General features: G+C 40.0%; 14 protein-coding genes and 10 tRNA genes. 10 read left to right on the top strand and 14 right to left on the bottom strand.

The features are described from left to right. Window positions 1-393, bottom strand: a complete 393-nt coding sequence (locus tag CSV67_RS05520) for a ferritin family protein (RefSeq protein WP_099630611.1) — start codon at window positions 391-393, stop codon at window positions 1-3. A gap of 83 nt (window positions 394-476) precedes the next feature. On the opposite strand from CSV67_RS05520, the gene CSV67_RS05515 reads away from it, so the two are divergent. The 6 genes from CSV67_RS05515 to CSV67_RS05495 all read left to right on the top strand — a co-directional run bounded on the left by CSV67_RS05515 (window position 477) and on the right by CSV67_RS05495 (window position 4,352). Next, a complete protein-coding gene (locus CSV67_RS05515; RefSeq protein ID WP_099630610.1) occupies window positions 477-680 on the top strand; it encodes a YheE family protein in 204 nt (67 codons plus the stop codon). A 44-nt stretch (window positions 681-724) separates the two neighbouring features. Further along, window positions 725-877, top strand: a complete 153-nt coding sequence (locus CSV67_RS16650) for a hypothetical protein (protein WP_158232078.1) — start codon at window positions 725-727, stop codon at window positions 875-877. 322 nt (window positions 878-1,199) lie between these two features. Next, window positions 1,200-2,537 (top strand): hemolysin family protein, encoded by a 1,338-nt coding sequence (locus tag CSV67_RS05510; protein WP_199173137.1) that lies wholly within the window; start codon window positions 1,200-1,202, stop codon window positions 2,535-2,537. Between the two features lie 59 nt (window positions 2,538-2,596). Beyond that, window positions 2,597-3,016 (top strand): disulfide oxidoreductase, encoded by a 420-nt coding sequence (locus CSV67_RS05505; protein ID WP_099630609.1) that lies wholly within the window; start codon window positions 2,597-2,599, stop codon window positions 3,014-3,016. A 6-nt stretch (window positions 3,017-3,022) separates the two neighbouring features. Further along, the gene (locus CSV67_RS05500) at window positions 3,023-3,496 is read left to right on the top strand and encodes a thioredoxin family protein (RefSeq protein ID WP_099630608.1); all 474 of its coding nucleotides are present in this window, start codon (window positions 3,023-3,025) and stop codon (window positions 3,494-3,496) included. A gap of 13 nt (window positions 3,497-3,509) precedes the next feature. Beyond that, window positions 3,510-4,352, top strand: coding sequence for an RluA family pseudouridine synthase (locus CSV67_RS05495; protein WP_099630607.1), 843 nt, complete (start codon window positions 3,510-3,512; stop codon window positions 4,350-4,352). A gap of 234 nt (window positions 4,353-4,586) precedes the next feature. Here the strand turns inward: CSV67_RS05495 and CSV67_RS05490 are convergent, their stop codons facing one another. After that, a complete protein-coding gene (locus CSV67_RS05490) occupies window positions 4,587-5,411 on the bottom strand; it encodes an aldo/keto reductase (RefSeq protein WP_099630606.1) in 825 nt (274 codons plus the stop codon). Window positions 5,412-5,570: 159 nt separating this feature from the next. On the opposite strand from CSV67_RS05490, the gene CSV67_RS05485 reads away from it, so the two are divergent. Continuing rightward, a complete protein-coding gene (locus tag CSV67_RS05485) occupies window positions 5,571-6,869 on the top strand; it encodes an NCS2 family permease (RefSeq protein WP_099630605.1) in 1,299 nt (432 codons plus the stop codon). Between the two features lie 257 nt (window positions 6,870-7,126). Here CSV67_RS05485 and trmL read toward each other — a convergent pair whose 3' ends face one another. After that, on the bottom strand, window positions 7,127-7,603 hold the full coding sequence (gene trmL, locus CSV67_RS05480; RefSeq protein WP_099630604.1) for a tRNA (uridine(34)/cytosine(34)/5-carboxymethylaminomethyluridine(34)-2'-O)-methyltransferase TrmL: 477 nt from the start codon (window positions 7,601-7,603) through the stop codon (window positions 7,127-7,129). A 14-nt stretch (window positions 7,604-7,617) separates the two neighbouring features. Further along, window positions 7,618-8,754: a tRNA epoxyqueuosine(34) reductase QueG gene (gene queG, locus CSV67_RS05475; RefSeq protein WP_099630819.1), complete on the bottom strand. Its 1,137-nt coding sequence runs from the start codon at window positions 8,752-8,754 to the stop codon at window positions 7,618-7,620. Between the two features lie 55 nt (window positions 8,755-8,809). On the opposite strand from queG, the gene CSV67_RS05470 reads away from it, so the two are divergent. The 3 genes from CSV67_RS05470 (at window position 8,810) to CSV67_RS05460 (ending at window position 12,588) form a co-directional block, all read left to right on the top strand. Next, entirely contained in the window at window positions 8,810-9,511 is a 702-nt protein-coding gene (locus CSV67_RS05470) for a B3/B4 domain-containing protein (protein WP_099630603.1), read from the top strand. Window positions 9,512-9,513: 2 nt separating this feature from the next. After that, the gene (locus CSV67_RS05465) at window positions 9,514-10,026 is read left to right on the top strand and encodes a hypothetical protein (RefSeq protein WP_369803142.1); all 513 of its coding nucleotides are present in this window, start codon (window positions 9,514-9,516) and stop codon (window positions 10,024-10,026) included. Window positions 10,027-10,914: 888 nt separating this feature from the next. After that, window positions 10,915-12,588 (top strand): ribonuclease J, encoded by a 1,674-nt coding sequence (locus tag CSV67_RS05460; RefSeq protein WP_099630601.1) that lies wholly within the window; start codon window positions 10,915-10,917, stop codon window positions 12,586-12,588. Between the two features lie 659 nt (window positions 12,589-13,247). On the opposite strand, the gene CSV67_RS05455 is transcribed toward CSV67_RS05460, so the two are convergent. The 10 genes from CSV67_RS05455 to CSV67_RS05410 form a co-directional block, all read right to left on the bottom strand. Beyond that, a tRNA-Leu gene (locus CSV67_RS05455) sits at window positions 13,248-13,328 on the bottom strand. A 28-nt stretch (window positions 13,329-13,356) separates the two neighbouring features. Next, a tRNA-Cys gene (locus CSV67_RS05450) sits at window positions 13,357-13,427 on the bottom strand. Between the two features lie 7 nt (window positions 13,428-13,434). Beyond that, a tRNA-Gly gene (locus CSV67_RS05445) sits at window positions 13,435-13,509 on the bottom strand. Between the two features lie 8 nt (window positions 13,510-13,517). Continuing rightward, window positions 13,518-13,589, bottom strand: a tRNA-Gln gene (locus tag CSV67_RS05440). 4 nt (window positions 13,590-13,593) lie between these two features. Next, window positions 13,594-13,669 (bottom strand) — tRNA-His (locus tag CSV67_RS05435). Between the two features lie 52 nt (window positions 13,670-13,721). Continuing rightward, a tRNA-His gene (locus tag CSV67_RS05430) sits at window positions 13,722-13,797 on the bottom strand. 25 nt (window positions 13,798-13,822) lie between these two features. Then, window positions 13,823-13,893: transfer RNA gene (locus tag CSV67_RS05425), tRNA-Trp, on the bottom strand. 3 nt (window positions 13,894-13,896) lie between these two features. Next, a tRNA-Tyr gene (locus CSV67_RS05420) sits at window positions 13,897-13,981 on the bottom strand. Between the two features lie 8 nt (window positions 13,982-13,989). After that, window positions 13,990-14,062: transfer RNA gene (locus tag CSV67_RS05415), tRNA-Thr, on the bottom strand. A 7-nt stretch (window positions 14,063-14,069) separates the two neighbouring features. Beyond that, window positions 14,070-14,145 (bottom strand) — tRNA-Phe (locus tag CSV67_RS05410). Window positions 14,146-14,162: the final 17 nt, after the last annotated feature.

Below are 14,162 nucleotides of genomic sequence, written 5' to 3'. Positions count from 1 at the left end.
TTAATTTACTCCATTGAATATGGTAGACATTCGAATAGCATGCTCCATATCATCATGTAAAGCGATAAAAATCGGATCATATGCCTCTTCAAAAGGAATCGTCAAAAACAGTTCCTTACACTGTTCCACTGCTTCAAGTTCATTAACTAGCGCATTTTTAGCTGATTCTTTCAAATTCGTACAAGGCGCTGGCTTTTTCGGATTCGGCACAAACTCTTTTGTCATTATATAATGAAGCTGCTGGAACATCTCGTAATGACTTTTTTCATCCTCATACGCATGGCGAATGAATTCCTGCCATAACAAATCATTCGTCAGCTGGTACATGGACTTATAATAAAAATATGATTTATACTTTTCCTCAATCGCATTACGTAGTTGAGTAACAAACACACACTCATCCTTTCGTCCTTTTGGTCAGTTTATGAAATGAACGAACAGGATATCACTAATGGAACAATAAAGGAGAAAACAAGATGCTACAACACTTCAGTCATAAAAAAATGTTTGAAGATACTGATCTACCGGGTTGGACTATCTCATTTTATTACCAGAACAAACAATATAAAGGTGATTACCATAAAGACGGCACGATCAATTGGACAAATGGCACACCGCCAGACGAAGAAAAGATCGTCCTAATGGTCCACGATCTCATGACTTTCCACGTCTATGAATGAGATCCATCTAAACCGACCATCCTCTAACTAAAGGAGGTGCTTTTATGGGCAAAGAACAATCAAAAGGTAAACAACAGTTAGAAAAAGAGCGGTTGAGAGTACAAAACCAAAAAACTGAAAATGTCTTTGAAGACAAAAGCCACATCCCCAACGAGCAAAACGCATTTAAAGAAACCCAGCCAAAATACGGTGAGTAAAAATATTGCCTAAGATTGAAGACTTTCCTTATGTAAAGGACATGGTCTTCAGTCTTTTTTAAAAGATTTTTTAAAACTTTAAAAATACCAAAATTAAATGTAAATGGATAGTGGTTTCACTGTGTATAAGTGTTACCACATCCCCTTTCACTTTATATATCGACACATTGCGTATCCTTAATACGATTTTTTTCTGTTCTGTAAGCAAATCGAATTGTAATTTCTCTATAAATAAATTATTATAAAAGATAACTAACTTTACTTTACAGGAGGTGTACGCTTTGTTCTTTTCCCTCATCTGGGTTAAGCGCGAAGCTATTATTTGGATATTGCCATACGATTGGCAGCATTTGCTGCCTTGATCGCAATCACCGCTTTTTTTGTCGCGTGTGAATTCGCAATCGTGAAAGTCCGTTCATCACGTCTCGACCAACTAATCGTCGAAGGTAATCAACGTGCGGTTCTTTCAAAAAAAATTGCCGATAATTTAGATGAATATTTATCCGCTTGTCAGCTCGGAATTACGATTTCGGCACTTGGCCTAGGTATGCTCGGGGAACCAACAGTCCGCATGATGCTAGCTCCCATTTTTGACATGTTTATACTCGATGCCCATGTCGAAACCATTCTTTCATTCACTATCGCTCTAGCGATCGTCACCTATTTGCATGTCGTGGTAGGAGAACTAGCTCCAAAGACCATCGCATTGCACAAGGCGGAAGAATTATCCTTATCCCTTGCCGTCCCACTGAATCTATTTTACCGTCTTATGTACCCGATTATTAAAGGAATGAACGGATCGGCACGTCTTGTTACACGATTGCTAGGCTTCAAATCCATTTCCGAGTTAGAAGTAGGTCATACAGAGGAAGAATTGCGTATCATTTTATCTGATAGTTTGCGAAGCGGTGAAATAAATCAAGCAGAGTACAAATACGTCAATCGTATTTTTGAGTTTGATGATCGAGTTGCAAAGGAAATTATGCTACCACGAACAGAAATGATGACAGTCGATAAAGAAATGACATTATCCGAAGTGTTTGAATTACTAGGCGTTGAACAGTTTACTCGTTATCCAATTATCGACGGGGATAAAGATCACGTCATCGGTCTGATCAACATGAAACATTTATTGACGGCCTATATTAAAGATCCGTCAAATGGTAGTAAATCGGTCATTAATTATATGCAGCCGATTATCCGAGTCATCGAAACGATCCCAATTGGAGAGTTACTCTTGAAGATCCAGCGCGAACGTATTCATATGGCCGTTCTACTGGATGAATATGGAGGGACTTCCGGTCTGGTCACTATTGAAGACATCTTAGAAGAAATTGTTGGTGAGATCCGCGATGAATTCGATATGGATGAACTACCTGAACTTCAAATTGTTGGCGCAGACCACTATATTCTAGATGCCAAAATGCTGATTGAAAATGTCAATCATGCATTGAACATCGAAATACTGGAAGAGGACATCGATACAATTGGCGGTTGGTTCATGGATCAACGCTTCGAAGCTATACAAGGTGAAAAGATTATTGAACAAGGGTATGAGTTTACTGTCAAAGAAGTAGATGGCAACCATATTCTTTACCTTGAAGCAAAAAAGCAACCTCCAGAAGTTGCAACCAATGAAGCTACCGATTCGTCTAAATAAAGCTTTCCCGTCTAAACGGGAAAGCTTTTATCTATTACCTAATTGTAAGGAGATGCTCCATGAATAAAAAACAGGAAAACTGGCTTCTCTCGATATGGGCCGTCGCATTCATCGCATTACTTGGCTCTTTGTATTTCTCTGAAATCAAAGGTTACATACCTTGTACGATGTGCTGGTATCAACGAATTTTCATGTATCCTATTGTATTGATTGGTTTAATCGCACTCATTCAGAAAAACATTTCGATTGCCTGGACTACGGCTTCATTCGCTTTTATCGGAGGCTGTATTTCTCTCTACCACTATGGTATTCAGAAACTGACTTTCTTACAAGACAGTGCTCCTGAATGTAGCGGAGCCTCTTGTACTGCTACATATATCAATTATCTCGGCTTCATTACGATTCCTTTTCTTGCATTGATAGCATTTGCTTTTATTTTCATCGCAAGTCTTGTAATCTTGAAACAAACAAAGGAGTGAAACACATTGAAAAAATTACTAGCTATTGGTGGAGTTATTGTCGTGATCTTCATTTTAATCGTCGTACTCAATAATAAATCCAATGAAACAAAGCTCGCCGACAATCCGTACGGTACAAATAACCTACAACAATCTACAATTGATTTATTAGACAATGAAAGTTATCAGAACGTCGCACTTCCGGAAGAGATCTTCAAAAAAATTGAAAGCGGTGAACCGACAACTGTTTATTATTTCAGTCCGGAATGCCCGCACTGCATGGATATGACACCGCGTTTAATGCCAATTGCAGATGAATATGGTGTACATGTCTATCAGTATAATCTGCTCGAGTACGGAGATCAGATGAAACCAGAATACGATATTACAGCATGGCCTACACTAGTTCATTATAAAGATGGTAAAGAACAAGGCAGAACAGTTGGTTCACAGCCCGACGAGCAAATTAGAGCATTCTTCGATGAATTTGAAAGCAACTAAGGAGACTACGTAAATGACAAGTTTTCATTATACGACTACACAACCTGGCGAGACGATTGAAAAACTACTAAGAGAACAATGGCAAGGTGGTAAGAAATCTGTGCACCAAATGCGCATGGATAAAAGTGTAACGGATACAGATGGACAACCAGTGGATTGGAAAGAGCCCCTTCCGGAAGGCACCGAACTGGTCTTCGGTTTCACTGAGGCACAATCTGCCTACAAACCAGAAGCATTCAATTCCTTACGTGTACTATGGGAAGACGAACATATACTTGCCGTACACAAACCTGCAGGGGTGTCCGTACATCCGGAACACTTACCTGGTACCGGCACATTGATGAACGAAGTCATGGGTTATATCGAAGCAAAGAGCGGTACCTATGCAGAGCATATCCACCGATTGGATCAGCATACAGCTGGAGTTTTACTTATCGCAAAACATCCACTAGCGAAAACGATGTTCGACCGGATGTTGGAACAGAATCAAATCGAACGCTATTATACGGCTGAACTTGAAGGCCAGCTAAGAAAACCGCGTGGCACGATTAATATGCCAATCGGTAAAGATCGCTATCATGCAACAAAGCGTAGAGTATCACCATCCGGTCAATCCGCGGTCACGCATTTCAAGGTACTTGAACGTAAACCTGATACGACACTTGTTGAAGCTCAGTTGGAAACAGGACGAACACACCAGATTCGTGTCCACTTCTCCCATCTGGGTCACCCTGTAGTTGGAGATCAACTGTATGGTAGCGAGACCATATCAAGAGGACCTTATAAGTTAGTCGCTACAAAGGTCACTTTCACACATCCCATTACGTCAGAGATGATTGTAGTGGAAACTGAATAAAAAAAAGAGCTATCCAGGAGGTCGTAGAGACCACTTGTGACAGCTCTTTTTTATTTCTGTTTGATTAATTTCTTGGAAAGTAGGTAGTGGACTTGTAAACTGTTGAGCATTTGAACCTGAATCTACTAATGTCTAAAGTCAAAAAAATTTCACACATTAACAACAGCTACATATCGTCGTCTAAATAGTTGTCCACTTCTTTTCAACTTGATTCGTTTAACTAAATACATTCACTTAAAACGAATCTGGATCTGTACCTGTCCGTTCATCACGGTTTAACGCATCAATCATCGCCATATCAGAAAGTGTCAATTCAAAATCAGCCACTTCACTATTTTCTTGAATACGATCAAATGACACAGACTTTGGAATAACAATCAATCCATTTTGGAGATGCCATTTGATGATGACCTGAGCTACAGTCTTCCCGTGTTGCGCAGCGATTGCAGTGAGTGTTGCATCCTCAAGAATTTGACCTCTAGCTAAAGGACTCCAAGATGTTACTGCAATTTGATGTTCACTACAAAACAGACGCAACGGCTCTTGAGTTAGACGTGGATGGAGTTCTATTTGATTTACCATAGGACGAATATTAGCAATCGTAAATATCTCTTGTAAATGTGACGCGTGGTGATTGGAAACACCTGTTGATCGAATCAATTTTTCATCATATAGCCTTTCAATCGCGCGATATGTATCTACGTAGCTGCTGGCAACAGGCCAATGTGTCAAATATAAGTCAATATAATTCATATCCAATCTAGTTAATGAACGCTCAAATGCACGTAGTGTTTCATCATATCCTTGGTTATCATTCCATACTTTTGATGTCACAAAGAAGTCTTCACGCGCAATACCGGTGTGACGAATTGCTTCCCCCACAGCTTGTTCATTTTCATAAATAGATGCAGTATCAATTGCTCGATAGCCTATTGAAACCGCTTTCTCAATAGCTTGAATGGTTTGCTCAGGTTCTATCATTTTATAGGTTCCTAAACCGAACTGTGGCATTTGCACACCGTTGCTCAGTATAACCATTTGATCAAAAATTGTTGTCATGAAAAATCCTCCTCTTTGAACTACTCCCTAGTGCAATTGTACATTATTTCACAGAATTTACGAATGCTTTTTCGATATAACAGGTTGATTTCTTCTAAAAAAACGAATATTATTGTCTATGGACTTCATTACGTTCGTAATATAAGGAGAGAATACACAGTGTTCCAATTAAAGAAAAATCACACGACTGTCAAAACAGAATTACTTGCAGGAATGACCACTTTCCTGACGATGGTCTATATCGTCATCGTCAATCCAATTATTTTATCCGAAGCCGGTGTCCCATTTGATCAAGTATTTTTAGCCACCATTATAGCGACTGTGATCGGTACGCTTTGGATGGCCTTATTCGCAAACTATCCCATTGCTATTGCACCCGGAATGGGATTGAATGCATACTTTGCATCCATCGTAGTTGGGTCTGACGGTCAACTCGACTACTTGACAGCTTTTTCTGCAGTCTTTATAGCGGGTCTAATCTTTGTCTTATTATCGATGACTTCCTTCCGAGAAAAGCTAATTGAAGAAATTCCCGAAAATCTTAAACACGGTATCACTGCCGGAATCGGTTTGTTTATCGCATTTATCGGTTTACGTTTATCGGGATTAGTAGTTCCCCACGAGTCCAACATCGTTCAGCTAGGTGAACTTACCTCGCCCGCCGTATTACTGACATTGTTCGGATTGCTCGTGACCATTATTCTAATGAACCGCAATGTCTATGGTGCTATTTTTATTGGAATGATTGCAACAGGTATTGTCGCATTCTTTACGAAGCAGTTACAGTTCGATGGTATTGTGAAAATGCCCCACTTGCCTGAAGGTATTTTAGTGTGGAATCCGGTACTGGCGATGCAAGATGTTATTTCTTACGGTTTATACGGTGTTGTCCTGTCGTTTCTACTCGTCACTTTATTTGATACAACCGGAACAATGATTGGGGTAGCCAAGCAAGCTGGACTTATGAAAGGCAAATCTTTACCACGTGCACGCCATGCTCTCCTAGCCGACTCAGTGGCCGCTACAGTTGGCTCAATGGTCGGAACTAGCCCAACATCCGCTTATGTCGAGTCGTCCTCTGGCGTAGCTGTAGGTGGGCGTACAGGGTTGACTACTTTAACAGTTGCAGTGCTATTCATAGCCGCAGCATTTTTCAGTCCTATCGTTAGCGCATTATCTGGTGTCGCGGCCATTACAGCACCTGCTTTGATTATTGTGGGTAGTTTAATGATCGGTGCGGTAAAAAATATCGACTGGGATTCATTTGATGAATCGTTCCCTGCATTTCTGGTTATTTTGACCATGCCGCTTACATCCAGTATTGCGACAGGAATCGCCCTTGGGTTCATTACATACCCATTACTGAAAATTACAAAGGGACAAGGTAAACAAGTTCCCCTATTAATGTATATCTTTGCCGTATTGTTCACCTATCAATTGCTTTTCTTGCCTCATTAAGATTTGTTAGTAACCTGTCACATAAAATGCCGAAGATTATTTCATTTATATAATTTTTACGGTATACTGTAAGAAGGACTATTGATTTCATAGGAGGTACAAACAATGAGACTAATTCTAATTATTGCTGTTTGTTTTGCATTCTTATCTGCAATCTTGACTGGCGGATATGAAAATAAGCCAGGCGAATCAAAAACGAATCAAATGAAATAAAATAGAAAAGGGATTGGCCATGAGCCAATCCCTTTTTTTATACATTACGTTAAATGTGCAAAACGCTGTTGACGAAGTGCTTCATAAATAAGAATTGCAGCAGTATTCGACAAGTTCAATGAGCGGATATGCTCATCGTTCATCGGAATGCGCAAACAATTCTCTTTATACTTATCCGTAATTTCATTCGGCAACCCGGTAGTTTCTTTGCCAAACACAAAGAAAATATCCTGATCGGTATTCGAATAATCAAACGTATCATAACTCGTCTCTCCGAATTTTGTAATGAAATAAAACTTGCCTTCTGGATAGGCATCTAGAAACTGCTGGATTCCCTCATGGTACGTAATATCAACATGCTCCCAGTAATCTAGTCCAGCGCGTTTCAACATTTTATCCTCAGTAGAAAAACCAAGCGGCTTTATTAAATGGAGGGCTGTATCGGTGCCTGCACAAGTTCGTGAAATATTTCCTGTATTTGCAGGAATTTGTGGTTCAAATAATGCAACGTGAATCGTCATCTTACTACCTTCTTTCAATTAATATGCAGCAGTTCCATAGCCTTCGTAATTTCACTTACTACAAACTCATCTTCTTCAATGAGCAACACTTCTTTTAGCACCTCGTGCCCTTCTGTCGTACCAATTTCCCCAAGTGCCCATGCGGCTGTTCCTCTGATCATGGGTCGTGGGTCTTCTTTTATTAATCTAGTTAGTTCTGGTATCGCTGATTCATCCTTAAAATGAGCCAATGCTATCAGTGCATTTCGTTGAATGGGATTCTTTCCACGCCAAGAGCCTGACATATGGCCATACTGTTCCTTAAATTGCCGGTTTGATAATGACAAGAGTGACAGCAACAAAGGCTTAACGAGCTCGGGCTCAGGTGTGAATGCCAGTTGGTGCGTATGATTCATTCCCTTGTTTTTCGGACAGACCGTTTGGCATGTATCACAGCCATACAAGCGATTCCCAATCTTGTGCCGGAATTCTTCAGGCACAGGCTTCTTCGTTTGTGTCAAAAATGCAATACAACGCTGGGCATTTAATTGTCCCGGCTGTATTATCGCACCCGTAGGACAAACATCCAAGCATAAATTACAGTCTAGACATTGATCTTCCATCGGCTCATCTGGTATAAATGGCAGATTCGTAATCATCTCGCCTAGATAGACGTAAGACCCGAACTCCGGTGTAATGATCGAGCAGTTCTTAGCCGACCAACCAATCCCCGCACGTTCTGCTACTGCGCGATCTACAAGCTCTCCTGTATCCACCATGGAACGAAGCCGCGCATCCGGTACCTTAGTAAGAATAAATAATTCAAGCTGTGCTAGTTTGTCACGCAATACTGTATGGTAATCTTCACCCCATGAAGCCCTACAAAATATACCACGCCGCTCCCCTTTTTTCCCACGGAGACTATCCGATAATTTCGATGGGTATGCAACTGCAATAGCAATAATACTTTCTGCCTGATCCAGTAATAATAAAGGCTCCGTTCGCTTCTCTATATCCGGCTCCTCAAAACCAGATTGATAATTCAATCGTTGCTGTTGTTTTAGACGATCCTTCAATTTTACAAACGGGGCTGCTGTCGTAAAACCAATTTTGTCTATTCCAATGGACGCCGCAAACGTTCGTATTTCAAGCTGTAACTGAGCGACATTCACCATTCCCCGCCTCCCTTATGATAAGATGAAATAAAATTACAAGCAGGTGATACTGATGCAACTTACTATTGATTCTTCTATATTCACGAAAATCCCTGATTTTAAATTAGGCATAATCTATTATAACAAAACAATCGTCTCCGCATCACCTCAGATGCTAAAAGGGCGACTACAATTATTTCAAGAACAACTCTATTTCGAACTACTTGACAAAGAAGTTACCGATTTCAACGGTTTAGCGGAATGGCAATCCATCTGGACAACTTTCGGAGCGGACCCATCAACTAAGCCACCAGCTCTTCAGTTACTCTTACAACAGATCCAAGACCGTCTCTATACCCCTTCCTTCCATAGTGCAGAAGATCTCAATACATTCTTTTCCTTGCAATACGAAATCCCAACAGTGATTTATGATGCTGATAAAATAGCCGGTGATGTTATTTTATCTGTCGGCACGGCCCGAGATGGCTACGAAGGATTGAATAATCAATTCAATACCTTTGAAAACATCTTACTGCTAAGCGACGGATATAGTCCGTTCGGTAGCCCGTATATTGATTCCATACGAACAGCCGTAACCGAAGAAACAGAAAACATCATTCAATTACTATTTATTCGTCCTTCATTGGATCAAGACAAGGCTCAGCAATTAGCCGAAGCTTGCGGTAAAATGTTCACTAGCATAAACGGTGGAGACTATCAAAGTTCTATATTGGATAGTCAAAATCCTAACTTTATACTAACAAACGAGGTGTAATCTTGAATATTACATTAGCTGAAGGCATTAAATTAAAAAGTATTCTGTCAAGGCAAATACGGGAATTAGAAACAGAGGCACAACGAGTGGCTTTCATTACAGTGGAAAAAGCGGCACCACGTCCTATAACCAGCCGGAAATTAGGAGATGTAGAAGCTGAGATGGAACAAGTAAGAATAGATCAACGTAAACTAGACTATCTCATTTACGTAGCAAACAGTACCCATACAGTAGAATTTGAAGACAAACAAATTCCATTAGTTGAAGCTATTGAACTGGCTATCCAATTGCGTGCAAAGTCTTCATACTATAAACAGTTCTCTTTAGCGAGTAAAGAAGAAATACAATATGGTTTTGCCGAATCCACGACGATTTATCGTGTAGCATTGTTTGATCCGGAAGAATATCGGCAAAGAGCACAACAAGCTGAAAAAGCAGCACACCAACTATCGAATCGCATCAACATGAAAAATTACACTATCACTCTTGACTTTGATGGCACTAATTACTTTTAACCTCAAAAAGGTGAGACTCCTTTTTGAGGCATAGGGCGGGGAATATGAACATAAACTTGCTAAAACCAATCACTTGTTACCCTTTACACATTGACCAATGACCTATAACCAACCATGTCCATGGCAATGACCCCTTACTGAGTAACATCCTTTCATATTTCTCCTCTATGGCCTGCTGCCTGTCATGTTGACAGGCAGCAGGTAATTTTATATTTTTTCCATATAAGAGAAGCGGAACACAGCTAGCCAAAAGCTAAAGGCCATCGAATGACCGAAATGATGGCAAGCTTTTTATAAAACGTTACTATAAAAGCTGGATCTTCTAAATAAGGCACGTTAAATTACAACACAGCACTGAATTCCGATGCTTGTTTGGAGGTATTTAACAAATTGTATATAGTATAGAAAACAGAACTCAACATGCTTCTTTACAATGCGACACACGGTATTTTATTTTTTATTAGTTTCCGTTCACTATTCATATTGCCTCGCCATCTACACCTTGAACTTCGAACTCTGAGCAACCATGTCGACATATATGAAGCTACACTTTTTCATATACGGCTTCCGCTACCGCATGACTTTTTTCGATGATATAGCTTTATAAGCTTCTCTTGATTACCTTTTATAGCGAATTACTACTTCTCGAACTCCAATAATTCAGACACCTGATTTTTCCTGAGCTAAACTTATTTCAATCGCTTTCCTATCTAATCCCTTTTCAAATTCTCTTCTTCCTAATCTAAATGCGCTTCCTAAATTAGAAATACGCGGAGTAAAATCACCTTAGTCTATACTACATAAAATTCATTATTATGGGCATCCTAATCGACAGGAACTTAATCTACATCAAACTAATTGAAAATAACTAGGTAAGGGGTTTTTATTTTGAATATAGGAGAAAGCACGTTATCCATTTTTGCTTTGGGTGGTATAAATGAAATCGGTAAAAATATGTATGTACTCCAATATGAAGATGATATTATCATTATAGACTGTGGTGCCAAGTTCCCAGATGAAACTTTATTAGGTGTGGATTTAATTATTCAAGATATATCTTACTTACAAAAAAACAAAGATAAAATTCGTGCATTGATTGTAACTCACGGGCATGAAGATCATATCGGTGGTATTCCATACTTATTAAAACAGTTAAGTATTCCCGTGTATGCGACTAAATTGACACTTGGTTTAATTAAATTGAAATTAAAAGAACACGGACTTCAACGTGCAACGGAACTTAATGAGATTAATGCGGATTCGAACTTCGAAGCAGGTACGTTAAACTTGACATTCTTCAATGTAAATCATAGTATTCCGGATTGTTTGGGTATTGCGATTCATACACCAGAAGGGACTGTGGTACACACAGGCGACTTCAAATTTGATTTGACTCCTATAAATAAGAAATATACAGATTTTCATAAAATGACCGAAATTGGGAACAGCGGAGTACTACTTCTATTATCTGAAAGTACTAATGCTGAATGCCTAGGTTTCACACAATCTGAACGCGTCGTTGGCGAACATATTGAAGATGCATTTCGCAAGGCCGATCAAAAGATATTTATCTCTACATTTGCATCAAACGTTTACCGTGTTCAGCAAATCATTAACGCTGCCCTTAAAACAAATCGAAAGGTCGCGTTGCTCGGCAGAAGTATGGTGAATATAGTATCCGTTGCAGCAGAACTCGGATACTTAACAATACCTGATGGCACTTTGATTGAGACAAATGAAATCAATCGAATAGCACCTGATAAGGTTGTCATTATTTGTACAGGCAGTCAAGGCGAGCCTATGGCGGCATTATCACGTTTATCCACCTCAACATACCGTCAAGTATCTGTATTGGCTGGAGATACCGTCATTCTGGCGTCAAGCCCTATACCTGGTAACGAAAAAAGTGTGTCGCGCATCATCGATAATTTATTCCATTTAGGGGCCAAAGTTATCTATGGATCCGGTAGCGCATCGGGTATGCATGTTTCAGGACACGCTTTCCAGGAAGAATTAAAACTTATGCTCACTTTGATGAAACCAACTTATTTCATTCCCATTCATGGTGAATTTCGTATGCTTCAGCAACACCGAACATTAGCCGAATCGGTTGGCGTGAAAAGTGAGAACATCTTCATTATTAACAATGGAGATGTTGTAGATATTACGAATACCGTTGCTAGTCAAACTAGACGGATACAGGCTGGGAATGTTTTCGTGGATGGACTAGGTGTTGGAGACGTAGGAAAAATTGTATTACGTGATCGTAAATTGCTTTCAGAGGAAGGAATGCTGATTGTTGTGATTTCCCTTAGCAAAACGGATGGACATATCATTTCAAATCCGGATATAATTTCCCGCGGGTTCGTATATGAACGGGCTGCGGAAAATATTTTAAATGAAGTGAATCAGTTAGTTATTACGATCGTTACCGAGTCAAGACAATCGAATGGGGATAAACGAAATGAATTAAAACATACTCTAAAAAAGTCAATTGAAAAACTCTTATATACACAAACAAAGAGAAGACCGATGATCCTTCCCTTCATAATAGAGATATGAAACAAATTCACAAGCCAATAATAGTGTCAATTTAAATCATCACGCTTAACCAGGCGTGATTGAAACATGTTTTGTAAAAGTCAGAAGTTTAATGAGATGTTCACTTCAATTATTCTCGGTTCCAATCTCCTCTCACAAAATATTATTATAATTAACAATAGACTTTTGAAAAGCTTAATCGCTTCTGCTAGTGCATTTTTATTTCAAGGTATTACATGAAAAACCCGCTTTTGAGGCAACTGTTTTCTTTTCAAAATACAAGACAACTCGATACCAACTTAAATAGATTATTAAACAAAGTCTTCTTCTAATTAGATATTTCAAAATAACTTTCTACGTTTAATGTCACACTCATGTATACATGTTTTGATGGGCATGTAATTCAATTTAAGGACTTCCATGAACGCTGTCAGCGAATGAATTGGACATATGAATCTAGGGATAAGCTGAAGACCATTTCGCATATGTGGAACAAAATAAGCGATGTTGTTAAATATTGATGTAATTTAGATCTGTAAGAATATGCTAGTATGAAGGTTTTAAAAACACCTCGTATTTAATCGTATTTACTCAAAATAAAAAGCATCTACAAACGTTATTATATCAACGTTTATAGATGCTATAGGTCTTACTAAAAATAACACAATAAGACTTGGTGATACCCGAGGCCGGACTTGAACCGGCACGCCTCGCGGCATCGCATTTTGAGTGCGACGTGTCTGCCATTCCACCACTCGGGCACGTGTAAAGTAATTATATAAAATTATAAGGCGGCAACCGGAATCGAACCGGTGGTAAGGGTGTTGCAGACCCGTGCCTTACCGCTTGGCTATGCCGCCAACATAGTGGAGCGGAAGACGGGATTCGAACCCGCGACCCCGACCTTGGCAAGGTCGTATTCTACCACTGAACTACTTCCGCAAAACTGACTGGGGTAGCTGGATTCGAACCAACGAATGACGGAGTCAAAGTCCGTTGCCTTACCGCTTGGCTATACCCCACTAATGGGGCGGACGAGGGGAATTGAACCCCCGAGTGTCGGAATCACAATCCGATGCGTTAACCACTTCGCCACGCCCGCCATGTTATGATTACTTTCAGTATAGTAATGAGTGTTAATGTTTTTAAAAGTATGGGGCGGACGAGGGGTATCGAACCCCCGAATGTCGGAATCACAATCCGATGCGTTAACCACTTCGCCACGCCCGCCATAGTAATTATTTATTTAAAAATACAGGGGCAGTAGGAATCGAACCCACACCAAAGGTTTTGGAGACCTCTATTCTACCGTTGAACTATGCCCCTAAATGGTGGTGGGGGACGGATTCGAACCGCCGAACCCGGAGGGAGCGGATTTACAGTCCGCCGCGTTTAGCCACTTCGCTACCCCACCAGTAAGGATGCCGGCGAAAGGACTTGAACCCTCAACCTACTGATTACAAGTCAGTTGCTCTACCAATTGAGCTACACCGGCATATAAATGGTGGCTCAGGACGGAATCGAACCGCCGACACAAGGATTTTCAGTCCTTTGCTCTACCAACTGAGCTACTGAGCCACATTTGTTATTTCCAG

This window comes from Sporosarcina sp. P2, assembly GCF_002743255.1.
Classification (GTDB): domain Bacteria; phylum Bacillota; class Bacilli; order Bacillales_A; family Planococcaceae; genus Sporosarcina.
Note: the sequence above shows the minus strand (reverse complement) of the source record. Positions and strands in the feature narration are given on the sequence as shown.